We start from the raw sequence: 19,450 nt of genomic DNA on the forward strand, positions 1-19,450 counted from the left end.
GATGATTATGATGATTTCAGAAATGAGCGTGAAAATTGATAACTCGCTTGTCGTGTCATGTCATTATGAATGGATATATTCACTAAACATTCCCATTAAAAAAAATTGAAATGATACTTGAAAACGCAATCATATTTTTGTATACTAAGCACATAGACAAAAGGATTGTTACTGTTCGGCAGGCAAAACCTGAATTGATTCGAATACTACAGTTATGCTGTAATATTGGAATCAATTCAGGTTTTTTTTATAAAAATAATAGTCGAAAGGTGACGAATTATGCGTGTAAAAAAGATCTTTAACAACAACGTAATCTTAACAGAAGATGACAAACAACAAGAAATTGTTGTCATGGGTCGTGGACTAGCATTTCAGAAGAAAATTGGCGATGAAATTGATGAAACGAAAATTGAAAAGACTTTCACTATTCATTCAAAAGGAGTCTCTGATAAGCTATCACAGTTACTTGAAGAGATTCCACTCGAACACTTTGAACTGTCTAACGACATCATAGAATTAGCGAAAAAGGAATTAGGCTGTCAATTAAATGAAAGCATTTACTTATCGCTGACGGATCATCTTCATTTTGTATTAACAAGAATTCAAGAGGGACTGATAATTAAGAATGCTCTTTTATGGGAAGTCAAAAAGTTTTACAAAGATGAATATGAAGTAGCAAAACAAGCGATTGGGATGATTGAGGAGCGGACAGGGATTCGGATTCCGGAGGATGAAAGTGCATCGATTGCTCTCCATCTTTTTAATGCTCGCCAAGATTCAGTCGGTATGGAACAAACGATGGTGATGACGAAAATTGTTAATGACATTATCACGATCGTAAAGTATCATTTTGGCATTACATTTGATGAAGACTCTATGAATTACAGCAGATTTATTACACATTTACGCTATTTTGGTTACCGCATACAAAGAGGAGAGTTATCGCAAGAAGGTGACGATTCGTTATTCGATCAGGTAATCAAGCAGTATCCTGAGGCTTATCAATGTACTTTAAAAGTACAAACCTATTTGCAGTTAAATTATCACGTCAAAATGACGAAGGATGAAATGGTGTATTTCATGATTCATATTCATCGTGTTTCCAATCGTGAGAAAAAAGCATAGCACACTAACGAAGGATTGTTACTGTTTGGCAGGCAAAACCTGAGAAGAAGTGTTGATTGAAATGGGGGACAGGTCCCTATTCTATCCGCACGTCTTACTCAGGTTTTTTTATTTTAAATTTTGATCACAGTGTGAACGTAAACTTAAATTTAGATAGATAGGAAAGACTTTATTTGAACAGGTATTTTATACCCTCATGCACTTCACTCATTATTGTGGCCGATAGGTTGATGAAAAAGAAGCGATCAAGCGCTTCCCTTGATCGTTTCTTTTTCACCAACTGACCACTCTGTGAGATTGAGAAGGAGATTATATTAGCTCATCTTATTCTAACTATGTTATTGCTTGGGATGCTGAGTGAATTAAAATTTATTGAAAAAACTTTGTCATAAGGAGAGTAGATAAAATGGATAATCGACAGCTAGCCGAGAAGATTGTGAAATCGGTAGGGGGAGAAGAGAATATAAACTCTCTAGTACATTGTGCGACTCGTTTACGTTTTAAATTGGACGATCGTAGTAAGGCGAATAAAGAAGAACTCCAAAACATGGAAGGCGTCCTCACTGTAGTAGAAAATGGTGGGCAATTTCAAGTTGTTATTGGGAACCATGTACCGAAAGTATATGCAGAAGTAATGAAAGTTGCAAAAATCAGTGGAGAAACGAATAAAGAGTCGGCATCAACAGAAAAGGTTGGGGCAGTTTCAAAGGCTTTTGAATATATTTCAGGAACGTTCTCACCGTTGATTCCTGCACTAGCTGGGGCAGGGATGATTAAAGCCCTTCTTGCCATATTAACATTGTTACATTGGATTGATGTAGAAGGCAGTACGTATGCAGTCCTAAATGCGGCCTCTGGTGGAGTCTTTTTCTTCCTGCCGATCTTTGTAGGGATTACTGCTTCGTTAAAGCTCGGTGCTAATCCATATGTCGGAGGAGCGATTGGAGCTGGTTTATTAGAACCGAGTTTCACGAAGCTGCTTGAACATGGGACTCGTTCAGAATTCTTGAATTTACCGTTAATTTTAACGAATTATTCTTCAACAGTATTTCCATTGTTGATTGCGGTTGTTGTTTATGCGCTATTGGAAAAATGGTTGAGAAAAGTTACGCCAAGTGTACTGCAGCTGTTTTTCCCGCCGATGATTTCTTTACTTATCATGGTGCCGTTAACGGCGTTAGTATTTGGTCCGTTTGCTGTGTATGTAAGTGATGGAATTATGAACGGTGTTTCTTACCTATCATCAGTATCAGCCATTTTAACTGGTGTTATTATTGCCGGTGCATGGCCATTCCTTGTTATTATGGGTGTCCATTGGGGCGTTGTGCCGATCGCGATTAGTGCATTTGCTAAGGGAGGCGATGTAATTCTTCCTATTACAGCTGCTTCTACGTTTGCGCAAATGGGTGTAGCTTTCGGTGTCTTCCTTCGCGCGCGTGATAAGCATCTGAAATCCTTGACCCTAGGTGCGATATTATCAGGTGTCCTTGCTGGTGTAACTGAGCCAATCATTTATGGTGTGATCATGCGCTACCGTCGTCTGATCCCAATGATGGTCATCGCGGGAGTTGTTGGTGGTGCCATCATTGCCATGTTTGATGTTCGTTTATTTACGTTTGCCTTTAATAGCGTCCTAACCATTCCAGCGTATACACCACCAGTCAAATATACAATTGGTGTAGGGGTTGCCTTTTTAGTAGGAACAATCCTTTCTTATCTTTTCGGTTTTGAGAAAAAGAAAGCAAAAGAAGAGACGAGCCTTGAGCAAACAGAACAGGCAGTACAAGCCGCAGCAGCAGCGACAGATAAGAAAATCACAATCGATAGTCCTATAGAGGGAACATTGCTTCCTTTATCAGATGTACCAGATCCTGTTTTCTCAAGTGGAGCAATGGGAAAAGGGGTTGGAATTGAGCCGACAATTGGCCGTGTAGTGGCTCCATTTGATGGAACCGTTACAATGATTTTTCCTACAAGCCATGCGATTGGTTTAACCTCAGAAGACGGGGTAGAAGTGCTTATTCATATCGGTTTAGATACTGTTCAATTGGAAGGAAAGCATTTTACTGCTCATGTGAAAGATGGACAAGCCGTTAAAAAAGGTGATGTATTAGTGGAGTTTGATATTGCGGCTATAAAAGATGCTGGGTATAAACTAACGACACCAGTGATTGTAACAAATACAGCTAATTATTTAGATGTCATTGCGGATGAGCCACAAGAGATTGTTGGTGGCCAGCCTGTGCTAACGGTTATTAGCTAGATAAACGCACATTATATTCAGCTAATATGAATTAAATAAAACTTTAGTAGCTTTGTTAAATAATAAGAAAAAAGGAGAGAGTTTAATCATGGCACAATTTAAATCGAAATTTCCAAAAAACTTTTATTGGGGTGGTGCAACTGCTGCAAATCAAATTGAAGGTGGATTTGATGCAGATGGAAAAGGGTTATCAGCAGCTGACTTTGTTGAATATATTCCGAAAGCAGAACGGACTAAAGACAACGCGATGGAAATTACGTCAGAACAAATAAGAAAAGCATTAAGCGGTGAATCAACGGCACGCTACCCTAAACGTGAAGGGATTGATTTCTACCACCACTATAAAGAAGATATTGCCTTACTTGCAGAAATGGGCTTTACTGCTTTCCGTTTTTCCATTCACTGGTCAAGAATTTTCCCAAATGGTTATGACGATATGCCGAATGAAGCGGGCTTACAATTTTATGACAATGTGTTAGATGAATTAGCGAAACATAACATCGAGCCAGTTGTGACGTTATCTCACTATGAAACACCTTATGGTTTAACAGAGAGATATAATGGCTGGGTTGGCCGTGAAACTGTGGATCATTTCGTTCGCTATGCAGAAACAGTATTCACTCGATATAAAGATAAAGTAAAGCTGTGGATCTCTTTTAATGAAATTAATATGATTACGATTAGCCCATTTACCGGTGGGGGGATTTTATCAGATAAGGAAGACAATCCTATGCAAGCGAAATATCAAGGATTACATCATCAATTTGTCGCAAGCTCACTTGCTACGAAGAAATTACATGAGATTATTCCTGATGGAAAAATGGGTTGTATGCTAGCGAGAATGACGTTTTATCCGAATACACCAAATCCTGAAGATGTATTAAAAGCGCAAAAAGAAAACCAGGACAATCTATTTTTTACAGATGTACATGCTCGCGGTGAATACCCTAAATATATGGACCGTTTCTTTATTGAAAATGATATTGAAATTGTAAAAGAAACTGGCGACGATGAAATCATCAAACAATACCCTGTCGATTACATTACAATTAGCTATTACATGTCGCTTTTATCTTCCGAATCACCAGAGGGAGAAATAACAGCAGGAAATTTATTCAACAGTTTGAAAAACCCATATTTACAAGCATCGGACTGGGGATGGCAAATTGACCCAATTGGTTTACGTGTAACATTAAATGATTTATATGATCGGTACCAATTACCAATCTTTATTGTAGAAAATGGTATGGGTGCTTACGATAAGGTAGAAGAAGATGGCTCGATTCATGATGACTATCGAATCGATTATTTAAGAAAACATATCGAACAAATGAAAGAAGCAATTGGTGATGGCGTTGACTTAATGGGCTACTTAGCTTGGGGACCAATTGACTTAGTGTCCATGTCCACAAGTGAAATGTCTAAGCGCTACGGATTTATTTATGTAGATAAAGATGATGAGGGTAATGGAACATTGAAAAGAAGTCGAAAAGACTCATTCTTCTGGTACAAAAAAGTGATTGAAAGCAATGGTGAAGAGCTATAAGAGAGGCTTATCGGGCTTTTACGAGCAGTTATCCCCTACCTTTGCTTCTTTGATTACTCAAGCTTAGAGATGGGGATATTACTGCCTGTTATTGCGGGATAAAAAGACAAAGGAGGCTAACATTATTATGGTAGAAAAAACATTTACAATTATTGACGAATCAGGAATTCACGCACGCCCAGCATCAACAATCGTACAAGCGGCAAGTCCGTTCGCCGCTGCTGTTAACTTAGAATACAATGGCAAATCCGTAAATTTAAAATCCATTATGGGTGTCATGTCTTTAGGGATTCCGAAAGATGCGATAATCAAAATTACTGCTGAAGGTGCAGATGAAGGGGAAGCATTGGCAGCGATTGAAGAGGTTGTGAAGGGAGCTGGCTTAGCAGAATGATGGTGCAAAGTCTAAAAGGAATCGGAGCATCAGCAGGAATTGCCATTGCAAAGGCATATCGTTTAGAAGAGCCTGAATTAGTCGTAGAAAAATGTGTAATTGATAGCATTGAAGCAGAAGTTCAACGTTTTGATGCTGCCCTTAAGCAGTCAACATCTGAGCTTGAACAAATCAAAGCACATGCCTTCAAAGAGCTAGGAGAAGATAAAGCTGCAATTTTCGCTGCTCATCTTCTTGTCTTAAGTGATCCAGAGCTGATTAACCCAATCAAAGACAAAATCACAACCGAAAAAGTGAATGCTGAATTTGCTTTACAAGAAGTGGCAAACATGTTTATCGGCATGTTTGAATCGATGGACAACGAGTATATGAAAGAGCGTGCCTCAGATATCCGCGATGTAACAAAACGTGTGATGGCCCATCTTTTAGGTGTCACCATTCCGAATCCGAGCATGATCTCTGAGGAAGTAATCATTATTGCTGAGGACTTAACACCATCTGATACAGCTCAATTAAATCGACAATATGTTAAAGGATTTACGACAGATATCGGTGGCCGCACATCCCATTCAGCGATTATGGCTCGTTCATTGGAAATTCCCGCAGTTGTTGGGACGAAAACAGTGACAGCTAAGATCGAAAATGGTGTATTGGTCATCCTAGACGGCCTGGCTGGAACGGTGATTGTCGATCCATCAGCTGATATGGTGAAGGAATATGAAGTGAAAAAAGCAGAGTATGAAGCGCAAAAGGCAGAGTGGGCAAAGCTTGTAGATGAGCGCACGGTGACAAAAGATGGACAACATGTTGAACTGGTTGCCAATATTGGGACACCTGAGGATATAAAAGGTGTGGTTGAAAACGGCGGCGAGGGTGTTGGTTTATATCGCACCGAATTTTTATACATGGGACGTACTCAGCTTCCGACTGAGGAAGAGCAATTTGATGCCTATAAAACAGTGTTAGAGCGTATGGAAGGAAAGCCGGTTGTTGTTCGTACACTTGATATCGGTGGCGATAAAGAGCTCCCATACTTAGATTTACCGAAAGAAATGAATCCATTCTTAGGCTTCCGTGCGATTCGTTTATGCTTAGAAATGCAAGATATGTTCCGGACACAGCTTCGTGCCTTGCTTCGGGCGAGTACATATGGCAACTTGAAAATTATGTTTCCGATGATTGCAACTCTCGGTGAATTCCGCCAAGCGAAAGCAATTTTACTAGAAGAAAAGGCAAAGTTACAGGTTGAAGGTATCGCTGTTTCTGAAGCAATTGAAATTGGAATCATGGTGGAAATTCCATCTACTGCGGTCATGGCAGATGTATTTGCGAAAGAAGTAGATTTCTTCTCCATCGGTACAAACGATCTGATTCAATACACAATGGCGGCAGACCGTATGAATGAGCGAGTTTCTTACTTGTATCAGCCATACAATCCGGCTATTCTTCGTCTAGTGAAAATGGTTATCGATGCCGCGCACAAAGAAGGCAAATGGGCAGGCATGTGTGGTGAGATGGCAGGAGATGAAATTGCGATCCCGATTTTACTTGGTCTTGGTTTAGATGAATTCAGCATGAGTGCCTCTTCTATTTTAAAGGCTCGAAGCCAACTTCTTAATCTTTCAAAAGCAGAAATGAGTTCGATCATCGAACAAGTTTTAAACATGTCAACGGCTGAGGAAGTAGAGAGATTTATAAAGGAAATAGAAGTGAAAGAAGTACTTGTGTAAATAACATACTCTCACCCTATAAGGGATGAGAGTTATTAATCATGTTCATAGGAACACAGCGGACGGGTATGATGTAGCATTATCTGCGGGTCTATTTGGCATGCAAATACAAGGATCCATAGCCATATCTCCAGTAAACCTCAAACGAATTATGACCTTAATGAAGGAATCAGAGCATATAATATGAAAGAAAAAGGCGACATTTCGTTCAAAATCGAACGAAATGTCGCCTTTTAAAATTTGATCATACTCACAAATTTTAGAAGCATAAGTTTTTCAGTGCTCTGGATCTACGTCAAATTTTTGGAAACAAAAAAGTTAATTTTTTAATTTACAAATGCTGGTCTAATTCCACCGTCTTTAGACGGTATACGCTTTTGACCTTGAACTTCTGTGTCCATACTTGAAGTGTGAAGTGAAAGTATGGACGCTATAAGAAAAATAGTTATGCAATATATGACATCAAGTACCATGTTATATGGGTGACAAAACATAGGTATAAGGTGTTACGGTTCTATTGAGTTTATAGGGCTATAGAATTGATCAGGCAGGGGTGTGAAGCAAGGGGAATCACCATCCTGCAAGGCAGTTGGAAAAGATCACATTCATTTACTCCTTTCTTGTTCACCAAGTCTAGCGCCAAGAAAAATCTCAGTACTTAAAAGGACAATCAACAATATTGTTACAAGATGAATTTCCAGAACTCAAGAAAAAAATTGGGGGCAGCCCCTATGGTGTAAATGGAGAGATGAAGAAAACTATTGGGAAGAGTATCGTACCAAGGATTATTAATCCTTTATCAAAATAATTAGCAAGTCCCAGAATGGGTAGCTAATTATTTTGATATCATTAGGGAAAAATAATTAAATGTCTAAAAAGATAAATTGAATTTAATATTTATTGTTTTGTCTCTTTTGTCTTTTGTTACTTAGAAAGGAAAATTAGGATAATAGGCTTAGGGATGTGTAGTAATAAAGTTCTATTTCTTCCTTGTATTCCCTATTATTCTGTTGTAATATTCACAATATAGGAGAAACACTTTATAAATTTATAGATTAGTAGTTCAAAATTTTTATATAAAATTGAATAGGGGAATGATAAAGGCAAATTCATTGAAAGATGAAAACGCAAAACGATAGGGACTAAAATCGGAGAGATAATGTCAGCCAGTTACCGATTTCTTTTAAAAAGGCGAATCGGGTGATTGGTCTTTTTTTGTAGGGTTAAATGCAGTATTAGAGTAGGGATTTTATGAGTGGCTGGGAAATTTCGCTATTTATTCCTCGATAAATGTATATGAATGAAGAGGTAACTCGCTCTGCGGACAGTCTTACTTTGAATACATAAGAAATAGATTAACATTGGAGATTTTAATAATGAAAAAAACTTTGCAATTACCATACCAGTTACAAGGCTTTTTGGAATTGGGAGATGCTGTAATTATTACTGACAGTAATCATATTATTTTAGAAGTAAATGACTCATATCAATCAATAACAGGATTTGAAAGAGCTAAAATAATCGGTTTGAAGGCAGGATTTATTAAATCTAACCTTACAAGTAAATCAACCTATATTTCAATGAAAAACTCGTTAAAAGAACTTATCCCCTGGTCGGGAATTTTAATTAATCGGAAGAAATCTGGGGAGCTTTGGCATTCATCTATTACGATAACTCCTTTCAAGATTGAAAAGGAATTATTTTATATAGGAATTTTTCGTGCATTAGAACAATTAAAAGAAGGGTTATACCTACCTGAAAACAAAAAAATAGAAGTACAAAGAGAATTATTGAAGGTGCTGGCAATTTCGTGTGAGATTCGAGACCCTGGAACTGAAGAGCATTTGATAAGAGTACAGGAATTAACTGAGATTCTTATCAAATCACACAATAAGAAAAATAATCTTCAATTAGAGCCAAGATATATCAATAATATTATTCATTCCAGTATATTACATGACATAGGTAAAGCTGGCATGCCAGAAGGTATTCTATATAAACCTGGGGCTTTGACTTCTTCTGAAAGAAAAATAATAGAAATGCACCCCTTAATAGGGGCGGATATTTTAAATAAAATGTCTAAGGAGATTAATTATGATTTTATTAAAAGTATGGAGGTAGCTGAAAATATTATTTTATATCATCATGAAAAATGGGATGGAACTGGATACCCTTTTAATTTAGAAGGCGAAAAAATCCCTTTTGAGGCGAGGATCGTATCAATAGTGGATGTATTTGATGCATTAACCAGCCGTAGACCTTATAAAGATTCGTGGTCAAAACAAAAAGCATTGTCTTATATTGACCAAAATAAAGGAAAACATTTTGACCCATTAATAGCTGAAACTTTTATAAATTTGTTTTAAAACTTTCAGAAAAGTAGTATTAAACCTTCCTTCATACAAACCAATTATGGCGTTATAACGCTACCATTTACATGAAGGATCAATTAAGTAACAACGCTGCACTCACCTAATCACAATGGTGGCGGTGCGGAGCTGAAATTTTGGATGCTGTCTAAAATCAGTATACCTAATTAATCGATTTTGCTATATTAGTAAGTCGCGCAGCCCCGTCCCCATGTTCTTCATAGAAGGCTACTAGTAAAATATCCAAATAAAAGTATAGACAGTAAAATCGAATTATCTAAATATAAAAAATATTATTGACAATGGAATATTATGGTGCTAACATTTTTATAAACCGTAGACGAGGGAGTTAAACTGTTAAACGATCTTTCAGCGAATCCGGGATGGTGTAAGCCGGACAGATGCAGTAACAGCAAGTGGGCCTCAGAGGGCGAAGTGAAAGAATTTTTTTAGTAGCTTAGACGTAGAGCCAGCGTTATAGGGCTAAGGGTGTTTGTATGAGCACTCTGCTGAGAGGGTATGTATGATACATATCAAACAAGGTGGTACCGCAAGTTAACACTTGTCCTTGAATTATTATTTAAGGATAAGTGTTTTTTGTTATTTTATAGACTCAAACAACTGTAAGTAAGCAGGTTATAGTTGTTTCAGAGAAACCCCATTCATTATGTATGAAAGTAAAAAATCTCAGAATGAAAAAGAAGAAAAGGAGAATGAAAAAAGATATGAAAATAGCAGCTTTATTAATTACAAGTGTTGAAAGGAGTAAGTGTCATGGATGATAAATTTACGCTATATAACTTAAAAGTAGAAGTTGTAGGTACAGATAAACCAATGGTTTGCAAGCATAAGGAAGGTGACTATTTCTTAGTTATAGGAGAAGACGTTATCTTCCCAGAAAATAATTCATTTTCAATGTATGCCTTAAGCGCTATTTTGCCATTATTACCTGCAAAGCAACGGGTATTGCATGCAAATGACTGGATGTTGTCTGATAGTGTAATTGCCTGCCCAGATCCAAACTGTGGTGCTAGATTTAAAATAACTCGTATCGGAACTAAAGAATTTAGTCATGCTGAATGCACAACAGAGCCTATATATAAAGGAGATAAAAACTAATGGCAGAACGATTCGAATTAGCAAAAGATTATACAATTAGTAGAGTGATCAACGGGTGTTGGCAACTGTCGGAAGGTCATAGCTTACAAACTAATTTAGACAAGCAAGATATTATGAAGGCCTTCAATATGCTTGTCGAAAAAGGATTTACGACATTTGATTGTGCTGATATATATACGGGTACGGAAGAATTTCTAGGTGAATTCTTAAAGCAACTTAAGCACGGAAGCACGATTTCACCAAATGACATTCAAATTCATACCAAGTATGTACCTGATATCAATTTACTTAGTGATGTCGATTTTACATACACAGAAAAAATAATTGATAGAAGCCTTAAACGGCAAAATCGAGATGTATTAGATCTAGTGCAGTTTCATTGGTGGGATTACGATGTGCCTGGCTATATCGAGACAGCAGGGGATCTGTTAAGGCTAAAAGAAAAAGGGAAAATACGTAATATCGCCGTTACAAACTTTGATACGAAGCATTTGAAAGAGATCGTTGATGCCGGTATACCGATTGTGTCTTGTCAAAATCAATACTCGGTTTTTGATAGACGACCAGAAAAAGAATTATTAGAATATTGTAAAATAAAAGGTATTTCTTTGCTATGCTACGGCACATTATCAGGCGGTTTGCTAGCGGAAAAATGGCTCGGCAAAACATCTATTCAACCCGATACGCGCTCGCATGTTAAATATTTGCAGGTGATTGAAGAGACTTTGGGTTGGGATGGCTATCAGGAATTATTGTTATTGCTAGATAAAATCGCTAAAAAGTATTCTGTCAACATCGCTCATGTTGCTACAAAATATATATTAAGTCAACAAGGTGTTGGGGCTTCAATTATTGGCGTTAGAAATAGCAGCCATGTTGAGTCAAATGCTCAAATATTTAGTTTCGAACTCGATTGTTCTGATATTGAAGAAATAAATCACTTCTTACATAACTATTCAATATTAGAAGGTGAACCTTTTGAGTTAGAGCGTACGGCTGGTTCAAAATTCCGAAATATTATGAAGATGAATTTGAATGAAGAATAATTATGGCAAACGCTCTGAACGCAGTTGCTGGGTATTGCGACGAATAGATAAGAGTACACGTTTAATACATAAAAGGGAGCTTCTATATGGATAAAAAACTTGAATTTAAAGGTGGCTGGGGAGTTGCGTTTATTCCAGTCGTTATTTTTCTGTTTTTCTGTATATTGTATTTTATCGTTTTTAAAGCGTTTGAAATGTATGCACTCGCAATGGGTGCTTTCGTCGCACTGATGGTAGGTGCAATTTTTGTGAAAAAGGGGAACTACGATCGTTTTTGGAATTCAGTTTATGATGGTGTAAAGGAAGCTGTACCGATTGCAATACTGCTGTTCGTCATCGGGATGTTCTCGGAGCTGATCAAATCTACTAACATTTCGGCAGGTTTCGTCTGGCTAGCCGACTTGCTAGGCGTGGATGGAGGATTATTCACGGCGTTCACATTCTTAGCAATTTGTATCATTTCTACTGCTACTGGATCATCGATTGGAACAATGTTTACCTGCTTCCCTATTTTCTTCCCGGCAGGAGTATTGTTGGGATGCGATCCTGCTGTTCTTGCGGGTGCAATCGTCAGTGCTTCTATTTTTGGTGATAACTTAGCACCAATATCAGATACTACGATTATCTCTGCAGGAACTCAAGAATACACAAAAAAGGAAGGTTTCGCAGAAGTGAGCGGCTGTGTTGCCAGTCGACTGAAGTATTCCTTGGTTGCAGGGACGATCTCCTTTTTTCTGTTCTGGATCCTTGGCGGTGGTGGCACGGTAGGTGTGGGCGCTTCAGATATTCTTGCTAAGAACATGAATCCAATCACATTAGTTATGCTCGTTCCGGTAGCTGTTATGTTAATCATAGCAATCAAAACTCGCAATATTTATAAAGCGATTACGGTAGGTATCATATTAGGGATGATAACAGGTCTAGCGTTTAATCTCTTAACTTTCGACAATATTATCTCAGTTGAGGATGGCACTCCGGTAGGATTCCTAACGGACGGCATCAACAGCATGATGGCAATCGTTACACTCGTTATTTCAGTCTACGGTATAATGGGTGTGCTCAACGGTGCTGGAGTGCTTGAAAAAGTGACAAATAGTATACTTAACAGCAAAATGGGCAAGACGGCTCGCGGCGCTGAATTTGCTATGATGTTAGGTATTTCGTTTACAACTTTACTCTTCGGTGGTGTTACTAGTGCATCGATGACGACATTTGGAAAAGTACAAAATGAGATTGGCAAACGTGTTGGTTTGCATCCATACCGTCGTGCCAATCTACTTGATGGTTTTGCTAATTCTATCGTTCTGGTAATCCCTTTTTTAAGTGTTTTTGTATTCCTCGGTGCTTTGCTGACAAAAGGGTATGATTTTGTTGCACCGCTTTTACTAACAGAAGTTAGCAGTGGTATGATTTATTGTATGGTACTGTTCTTGGTTCTATTATTCTCTATAATAACCGGATGGGGCCGCCAATATGAAGGTTTTGAAGGGAAAGCGGTTAGTAATCCTCAAGATTAGCAAACAAGATACCAAGTTTGGCTCTCATGATACGGTGAGAGCCTTTTTTGTATCGAATCGTTTATGGTCACAGTGAGAGTGACTGGGCAGGCACCCTGCACTAGTGAATTTTGCGAAAATTGTTTTTACTGCATTGTATGATATTTCCTAATGAATCAATTAAAATTAATGGACAGTAATAGGAGGGCTGGCTAAAATGAAATGGCAAGAAGCAAGGAGACTATCCCCAAATCAGTTTCTATTGGATTCAATTCTTGATTATCATGAAGAAGGTGACAAGAAAATAGTTGATGAAGTAGCCCTAAAAAGAACCATTTATGAAAAGGATACAAACAAAGAGTTCCTCCGCGCTAAAGAAGGAACCCTTGTTTATCACACTTCTAATGAAGAATTTGTGATTCACATCCGAAGAGATCCATTACCGAAAGTGTAAACCGAAGGAATCGTTCTCTAGTAATGCTTAAATTGATTCCTCTAAACCACCAGCCCCCCATGTGTTTCCACATACACTCTGGACACGTAGAAATAGTCACGAAGATCGTTTTAAAATAAGCAATTAACCTGGTTGACCTTATTGTAGAGGAACTTATTATATAATACCGCAGTTACTAATTTGCGAAGGTGGTTGCGGCAAAGCTTAAGAGCTTTCGTCTGATGATTCGCAAGTATCCTCATCCCGGTAGCGCCGGTAAGCCAGTGTCGCTGGGTTCGTATTGCCAAAAGTCAGATACCATGGCTCCCCTAATGGTCCTCCAGCTGAAGCAGGAGGCACGAACACATCGAATGACTTGTGATGATGATGGATGTTGTAGCGCCGTACCGTACCTGTGTCAGGTCCGTCTCCTGTTATGGGAACAAACAGTTTTCCATCCGGTCCGAACAGAAGTGCCTGCGCAAAGGCGCGCGGCTGTCCGACGACATCGAGTTCAATTTTGTCAAGAAACTTGCCAGTATCGCCGTCGAAGATCAGAATTTTGTCCGTGTCGCTCTCGTCGCTTCTGAAACTAGTGATATAGAGATTGCCATCGGGTCCGAAGACTAAACCTTCAGGACGGTTGAGGTCGTTGACGGTGTTGCTCTCAATGAACACTCCAAGGAATTTCCCTGTTTTCGGGTTAAAACGCAGTACCGATCCGCCTAACGGTTGTGGAAGGTTGCGTACAGAGACATACAGAAAGCCGTCGGGTCCGATGACCACCCCCCGGGGATGGAACTGCCCGCTGAAGCCGGAGTGATTGAGGTTGCCAAGAAACATCCCAGTGGTACCATTATACGTCCGCAGTTCTCCCGGCAGGTCTACGTCGCCCATATCCGCTACAAATAGGATATTTTGTTTCGATAGGACGATGCCGCGCGGTGCGAACGGTGCGCCTGGTGCGCTGGATTGGACAAGTTCGCCTAGAAATGCTCCTGTCTGACTATTATACCTCAACACGTTGCCATTCTGAGATTGGTCGAGGTTTTGGTTGGTGACCAGGAGATTGCCTCCATGATCAAAGATAAGCCCTCGAGGACCGTGTATATTGCTGTCTGGTACGACAAAACTGCCAAGGAACCTGCCTGTTTCTGCGTCAAAAGTTTTCACAGTGTTGTCGCTGCCGTCACCAATATATAGAAAGTCTTTTCTTTTATCAAATCTATGCATAAAAATCTCCCTCCTTTTTATAAACAATTTTTTAAGTGAAAAACTAATTTTACTTAATATAATTTATTCGTAAGAGAGCTTATCTGTAGGGGACAAACTTGCTAAGAAAATAACACAATTCCCGAAATTAAGAGTAATAGATTAAAATCCTTTCTTATACCAACTAAGAATTTCTTAGCTTTAAGGGGTTTACGATCACCCCTTGAGCATTGGAAGTATGGAAGACTTACAAACGCTGCAGGGGTGTTGCACCTGAACTAATTCGTCCGTCAGTTGGACCAAATGCCATTGAAGGTATTTTGGATGATCTAGATTTTGCTCTGAAACCTAGCCAACAATCAACACTTGCCACGAATGTTTAATTTTCATCAGCATAATAAATTTTATTAATTGAATTTTCAAATATATATTGACGTGGTAAAAATAGGTGATTATAATAACTTTAAATTAATAAAAAACATTCAAAATATTATTGACCGGACAACCGGAAATACTTTGCTTTGCATGAAAGGTATTTCTAGTTGTTTTTTTTATTAGTTAGCAACTGAATATTGCGATTATTCTTATCGAGAGAGGTTGAGAGATAAGGCTCCCTGACACCTCAGCAACCGCCGTATTAGACGGAATGGTGCTAAATCCTACAAGTTGTAAAACTTGAAAGATGAGAAGAAACCTCAAGATATATTTGAGTCTTCTTCTAATCGGAGAAGTCTTTTTTTCTGGGAATAATTTCAATAATCACTTACAAATGGAGGAGTTAAAGATGAGTTACAAGCTTGGAATTCTTGATCAAAGTCCCATCTTTCCAGGAACAACGGCTGTGCAAGCCTTTGAACACACTGTTCAATTAGCACAAAAAGCTGAAGAATGGGGATATACTCGCTTTTGGGTTTCGGAACATCATCATATGGAACAGGTGGCAGGGTCCTCACCAGAAGTACTAATTTCTTACCTACTGGCTAAGACAAAATCCATACAGATAGGTGCAGGGGGAGTAATGATTCAACATTACAGTCCTTATAAGGTTGTTGAGAATTTTCATGTGCTATCAAGCCTTGCACCCGGGAGAGTAGACCTTGGTGTAGGGAAAGCACCTGGAGGGTTTCCACTTTCGACAAGAGCATTGCAGTTTGGAACTGTAAATGATAGAACGGACTTTGTGGAGCGACTATCGTTTTTACAACAATTAATTGAAGATAAGGTTGATCCAGATCATCCACTTGCTGGTATTCAAGCTCTGCCAAAAACACCAAAAAAGCCTGAAATCTTTCTGTTGGGCACTAGTGCAAATAGTGCAGCTTTAGCTGCAAATTATAGAATTAGTTATGTGTTTGCCCAATTCATAAATAGTGATCCTTCTGAATTGGAAAGTGCAGTTAATGTATATAAAGAGAAATACCCAGAAGGTAAGTTCATCGTTTCTTCCGCAGTAATTGCAGCCCCTTCCAAAGAAGAGGCAGAAGAGCTTGCAAAGGAGCATAGGATATTTAAGGTTCATTTCCAGAGCGGTCGAACATTAACGGTACATTCAGCGAAGGCGGCTGAGGCTTTTGAAGAACAAGCAACAGAACCTTATGAAATTGAAGAAAGTCAAGCACATGTCATTGCTGGTACCTCTGAATTTGTAAAGGGAGAATTAGATCATCTACATAAAACATATAGAGTAGATGAATTTATTTTACACACACCATTACTAAAAGAAGCAGAGAGACTACGTTCGTTTGAACTATTAAGTCCACTTCGCTCAAGTGAAAGGAATAGAGAATATATTTTATAAAAAATAAGGAGGTAGTTTTTATGGAAAAAGATTTATCCGTTATAGTTTGGTCAAAGGAAGGTTGCCATTATTGTGAAGAAGTGAAACAGTATTTAAACAAAAGAGAAATTAAATATCAAACAGTCGATGTTACGAATCATGATGAGAGAAGAGATATTTTGGAAGTGAAGTATGGTGTTCGTCATGTCCCTATTGTTGAGGTTGGCAATGGACCAGTATATATAGGTGTGACAGAGTTGGGTTTAGAGCATCTTGAAATAGTACTTAATAGGGCACAAAGATAAATTCGTCATCATTTAATTCCGACTATTTATATGTGTAAAGTATGTGTAATGATAAATTAAACGTAAGGGAGAAAAAGAAATGAAGAAAATCAATTGGTTGTTATTAGCTATATTAACAATGGGAGTATTTATTTTAGGAGCCTGCGGGAAAGAGGATACGGCTGCTTCTACAAAAAATAAGGAAGCTAAAGTAGAACAAAAGGAAGAAATAACTCTGAAAATTGAAGCATCTTCAATTCCACATGCTGAAATTTTAGAATTTATTGCACCTGATCTTGAAAAAGAAGGGATAAAACTCGAGGTGACAAATAGTACAGATGGAATACAGGCAAACCAACGAGTTTTTGATGGAGAATTGGATGCGAACTTCTTCCAACACGTCCCATATTTAGAGCAAATAAATAAAGATAGTGGTTTAAACTTAGTTGTTGTAAAAGGGATACATATTGAGCCATTTGGCCTTTATTCCAAGAAAATTGATTCTATTGGAAAATTATCAGATGGTGCAAAAATCGCTATTCCGAATAATCCAGCAAACTTTTCAAGAGCACTCCATCTATTAGCGAAGCATGGGATTATTGAATTAGATGGAAGCAAATCCGGTGATTACACAATAGAGGATATTACAAAAAATGAGAAAAATTTAGAGTTTATTCCGGTGGATGCACCACTTTTAGTTCGTGCCCTTGACGATGTAGAGGCAGCAACCATAAATACTAACTATGCGTTAGAAGCAAACTTTAAGCCGCTTGAAGATTCATTAATCATTGAAGATGCAGATTCACCATATGTGAATGTTTTAGTTTCACGCCCGGACAATAAAGATAGTGAACCGATTCAAAAGCTTGCGGAAGTTTTAACATCTGAAAAGGTTAAAAAGTTCATTGAAGAAACATATGATGGTGCCGTTGTCCCTGCATTTTAAAATAGTAAAAATAGCTTAAGCGTGAGGAGGTATGATTTTGATTGAATTCAAAAATGTATCAAAGGTGTTTGATAGTAACGATAAGAAAATTCATGCTTTGAATGACATTAATGTAGTAGTAGAAAAAGGCGATGTTTTTGGGGTGATCGGTTTTAGTGGTGCGGGAAAAAGCACGCTCATCCGAACTGTAAATTTATTAGAGTATCCTACATCTGGTGAGGTGATTATAGAAGGAAAAAATTTAGCAATGCTGTCTGAAAAGGAATTGCGAGAAGAAAAGAAAAACATTGGAATGATCTTTCAGCATTTTAACTTACTTAATTCCAAAACGGTATTTGATAATGTGGCAATGCCATTAATATTAAGTAAGAAAAAGAAAAAAGAAATAGAAGAAAGAGTATATGAAATTCTTCGCTTTGTCGGGTTAGAGGATAAGGCGAAGAATTATCCAAACCAGCTATCGGGTGGACAAAAGCAACGTGTCGGTATAGCACGAGCCCTTGCGACAAATCCTTCTATATTATTATGTGATGAAGCGACGTCGGCTCTAGATCCACAAACAACCAAATCTATTCTAAATTTATTAAAGAAAATTAATGAAGAGTATAAAATTACGATTCTCATCATTACCCATGAGATGGAAGTCATTAAAGAAGTTTGTAACCGGGTGGCAGTCATGGAAGAGGGGCGGGTCATTGAATCCGGCAGTGTATTTGATATTTTTGCTCGTCCAACAACAGAAACAACAAGAAATTTTGTTCGTTCTGTTGTTCGTGATGAAGTGCCAGAAAGCGTTTATAAGATGCTAAAAGAAGATAAATATACTAGCCGAATTTTTAAGATTGACTTCTTAGGTGCAAGTTCAGGGCAGCCTCTCATTTCAAGAACTGCAAAAAAATATCAGGTGGACATTAATGTTCTTTTTGGAAATATTACAGAGCTTCAAGGAATGCCATTTGGAAATTTAATTGTTGAATTAATAGGGAATGATGTCGAGTTAGAAAGGGCATTACAATTTATCCGTAATCAAGATGTCGAAGTGAAGGAGGTTTCAGAAAATGGAAGTCACTACGGAACTCATCGTGCAAGCGCTGTGGGATACGCTATACATGGTTAGTATTTCACTACTTTTCGGAAGCATTATAGGGATCATTCTAGGAATGTTATTAGTTGTTACTAGAAAAGGTCATATTTTAGAAAACAAATTGATATTTTCTATTGTAAATCCTATTGTCAATACATTCCGATCAATTCCATTTATTATTTTGTTAGTAGCCATAATTCCATTTACAAGGCTAATTGTCGGGACTTCCATTGGGACGACAGCAGCAATTGTACCTCTTGTCCTTCATATTGGTCCCTATATGTCAAGACTTGTGGAGAACTCACTATTAGAAGTTGATGATGGAATTATTGAGGCAGCTAAAGCGATGGGAGCTACACCCCTACAAATTATCTATCGATTCTTGCTCCCAGAAGCATTTCCATCTTTAATTCTGAGTATAACAACCGCAACAATTGGATTAATCGGTGCAACAGCGATGGCAGGAGCCGTTGGTGGTGGAGGACTTGGCGATGTAGCTATTACGTACGGATATCAACGATTTAGTACGATCACGATCTTTGTAACAGTTATTATCTTAGTTATTATTGTCCAAGGAGTTCAGAGCTTAGGAAATATACTAGAACGGAAAATTAGAAGAGTTTAAT

At 38.1% G+C, this 19,450-nt stretch carries 16 protein-coding genes and 2 riboswitches; of the genes, 15 read left to right on the forward strand and 1 reads right to left on the reverse strand.

The window, feature by feature from the left end; all coding sequences use genetic code 11:
* The first annotated feature begins 279 nt into the window (after positions 1-279).
* The 10 genes from licT to V179_RS0101700 all read left to right on the forward strand — a co-directional run bounded on the left by licT (position 280) and on the right by V179_RS0101700 (position 13,542).
* Positions 280-1,125 carry a BglG family transcription antiterminator LicT gene (licT, locus tag V179_RS0101655; protein ID WP_028389981.1) on the forward strand — a complete coding sequence of 282 codons (846 nt, stop codon included), beginning with the start codon at positions 280-282 and terminating at the stop codon, positions 1,123-1,125.
* Positions 1,126-1,531: 406 nt separating this feature from the next.
* Positions 1,532-3,388, forward strand: a complete 1,857-nt coding sequence (locus tag V179_RS0101660; protein ID WP_028389982.1) for a beta-glucoside-specific PTS transporter subunit IIABC — start codon at positions 1,532-1,534, stop codon at positions 3,386-3,388.
* A gap of 88 nt (positions 3,389-3,476) precedes the next feature.
* Positions 3,477-4,934: a glycoside hydrolase family 1 protein gene (locus tag V179_RS0101665; protein WP_028389983.1), complete on the forward strand. Its 1,458-nt coding sequence runs from the start codon at positions 3,477-3,479 to the stop codon at positions 4,932-4,934.
* A gap of 127 nt (positions 4,935-5,061) precedes the next feature.
* Positions 5,062-5,328 carry a phosphocarrier protein HPr gene (locus tag V179_RS0101670; RefSeq protein ID WP_028389984.1) on the forward strand — a complete coding sequence of 89 codons (267 nt, stop codon included), beginning with the start codon at positions 5,062-5,064 and terminating at the stop codon, positions 5,326-5,328.
* 2 nt (positions 5,329-5,330) lie between these two features.
* On the forward strand, positions 5,331-7,058 hold the full coding sequence (gene ptsP / locus V179_RS0101675; protein WP_028389985.1) for a phosphoenolpyruvate--protein phosphotransferase: 1,728 nt from the start codon (positions 5,331-5,333) through the stop codon (positions 7,056-7,058).
* Between the two features lie 1,092 nt (positions 7,059-8,150).
* A riboswitch (cyclic di-GMP riboswitch) is annotated at positions 8,151-8,236 on the forward strand.
* A gap of 198 nt (positions 8,237-8,434) precedes the next feature.
* Positions 8,435-9,424 carry an HD domain-containing phosphohydrolase gene (locus tag V179_RS0101680; protein ID WP_028389986.1) on the forward strand — a complete coding sequence of 330 codons (990 nt, stop codon included), beginning with the start codon at positions 8,435-8,437 and terminating at the stop codon, positions 9,422-9,424.
* A gap of 777 nt (positions 9,425-10,201) precedes the next feature.
* Complete coding sequence (locus V179_RS0101685; RefSeq protein WP_028389987.1) at positions 10,202-10,546, forward strand: TIGR04076 family protein; 345 nt, start codon at positions 10,202-10,204, stop codon at positions 10,544-10,546.
* Positions 10,546-11,592, forward strand: coding sequence for an aldo/keto reductase (locus tag V179_RS0101690; protein WP_028389988.1), 1,047 nt, complete (start codon positions 10,546-10,548; stop codon positions 11,590-11,592). Before V179_RS0101685 ends, V179_RS0101690 begins: the two co-directional genes overlap by 1 nt.
* An 86-nt stretch (positions 11,593-11,678) precedes the next feature.
* Positions 11,679-13,109, forward strand: a complete 1,431-nt coding sequence (locus V179_RS0101695; protein WP_028389989.1) for a Na+/H+ antiporter NhaC family protein — start codon at positions 11,679-11,681, stop codon at positions 13,107-13,109.
* 196 nt (positions 13,110-13,305) lie between these two features.
* Positions 13,306-13,542, forward strand: coding sequence for a P-loop NTPase family protein (locus V179_RS0101700; RefSeq protein ID WP_028389990.1), 237 nt, complete (start codon positions 13,306-13,308; stop codon positions 13,540-13,542).
* Positions 13,543-13,746: 204 nt separating this feature from the next.
* Here V179_RS0101700 and V179_RS0101705 read toward each other — a convergent pair whose 3' ends face one another.
* The gene (locus V179_RS0101705) at positions 13,747-14,754 is read right to left on the reverse strand and encodes a Vgb family protein (RefSeq protein WP_028389991.1); all 1,008 of its coding nucleotides are present in this window, start codon (positions 14,752-14,754) and stop codon (positions 13,747-13,749) included.
* 560 nt (positions 14,755-15,314) lie between these two features.
* A riboswitch (SAM riboswitch) is annotated at positions 15,315-15,422 on the forward strand.
* A 95-nt stretch (positions 15,423-15,517) separates the two neighbouring features.
* Here V179_RS0101705 and V179_RS0101715 point away from each other — a divergent pair.
* From V179_RS0101715 to V179_RS0101735, 5 genes are all read left to right on the forward strand, one after another.
* On the forward strand, positions 15,518-16,531 hold the full coding sequence (locus V179_RS0101715; RefSeq protein WP_028389992.1) for an MsnO8 family LLM class oxidoreductase: 1,014 nt from the start codon (positions 15,518-15,520) through the stop codon (positions 16,529-16,531).
* 20 nt (positions 16,532-16,551) lie between these two features.
* Positions 16,552-16,815 (forward strand): glutaredoxin family protein, encoded by a 264-nt coding sequence (locus V179_RS0101720; RefSeq protein WP_028389993.1) that lies wholly within the window; start codon positions 16,552-16,554, stop codon positions 16,813-16,815.
* Positions 16,816-16,894: 79 nt separating this feature from the next.
* Positions 16,895-17,740, forward strand: coding sequence for a MetQ/NlpA family ABC transporter substrate-binding protein (locus V179_RS0101725; RefSeq protein WP_028389994.1), 846 nt, complete (start codon positions 16,895-16,897; stop codon positions 17,738-17,740).
* A gap of 37 nt (positions 17,741-17,777) precedes the next feature.
* Positions 17,778-18,857, forward strand: coding sequence for a methionine ABC transporter ATP-binding protein (locus V179_RS0101730; protein WP_028389995.1), 1,080 nt, complete (start codon positions 17,778-17,780; stop codon positions 18,855-18,857).
* Positions 18,799-19,449 (forward strand): methionine ABC transporter permease, encoded by a 651-nt coding sequence (locus V179_RS0101735; protein ID WP_028389996.1) that lies wholly within the window; start codon positions 18,799-18,801, stop codon positions 19,447-19,449. The genes V179_RS0101730 and V179_RS0101735 overlap by 59 nt, the downstream gene beginning before the upstream one ends.
* The last annotated feature ends 1 nt before the right edge of the window (position 19,450 follow it).

Source organism: Bacillus cihuensis (assembly GCF_000504145.1).
GTDB classification, from domain to species: Bacteria; Bacillota; Bacilli; order Bacillales; family DSM-1321; genus Peribacillus; species Peribacillus huizhouensis.

Coding starts and splice junctions, on each gene's coding strand:
- licT (WP_028389981.1), top strand. CDS start 280: ATGCGTGTAAAAAAGATCTTTAACAACAACGTAATCTTAACAGAAGAT.
- V179_RS0101660 (WP_028389982.1), top strand. CDS start 1,532: ATGGATAATCGACAGCTAGCCGAGAAGATTGTGAAATCGGTAGGGGGA.
- V179_RS0101665 (WP_028389983.1), top strand. CDS start 3,477: ATGGCACAATTTAAATCGAAATTTCCAAAAAACTTTTATTGGGGTGGT.
- V179_RS0101670 (WP_028389984.1), top strand. CDS start 5,062: ATGGTAGAAAAAACATTTACAATTATTGACGAATCAGGAATTCACGCA.
- V179_RS0101680 (WP_028389986.1), top strand. CDS start 8,435: ATGAAAAAAACTTTGCAATTACCATACCAGTTACAAGGCTTTTTGGAA.
- V179_RS0101685 (WP_028389987.1), top strand. CDS start 10,202: ATGGATGATAAATTTACGCTATATAACTTAAAAGTAGAAGTTGTAGGT.
- V179_RS0101690 (WP_028389988.1), top strand. CDS start 10,546: ATGGCAGAACGATTCGAATTAGCAAAAGATTATACAATTAGTAGAGTG.
- V179_RS0101695 (WP_028389989.1), top strand. CDS start 11,679: ATGGATAAAAAACTTGAATTTAAAGGTGGCTGGGGAGTTGCGTTTATT.
- V179_RS0101700 (WP_028389990.1), top strand. CDS start 13,306: ATGAAATGGCAAGAAGCAAGGAGACTATCCCCAAATCAGTTTCTATTG.
- V179_RS0101705 (WP_028389991.1), bottom strand. CDS start 14,754: ATGCATAGATTTGATAAAAGAAAAGACTTTCTATATATTGGTGACGGC.
- V179_RS0101715 (WP_028389992.1), top strand. CDS start 15,518: ATGAGTTACAAGCTTGGAATTCTTGATCAAAGTCCCATCTTTCCAGGA.
- V179_RS0101720 (WP_028389993.1), top strand. CDS start 16,552: ATGGAAAAAGATTTATCCGTTATAGTTTGGTCAAAGGAAGGTTGCCAT.
- V179_RS0101725 (WP_028389994.1), top strand. CDS start 16,895: ATGAAGAAAATCAATTGGTTGTTATTAGCTATATTAACAATGGGAGTA.
- V179_RS0101735 (WP_028389996.1), top strand. CDS start 18,799: ATGGAAGTCACTACGGAACTCATCGTGCAAGCGCTGTGGGATACGCTA.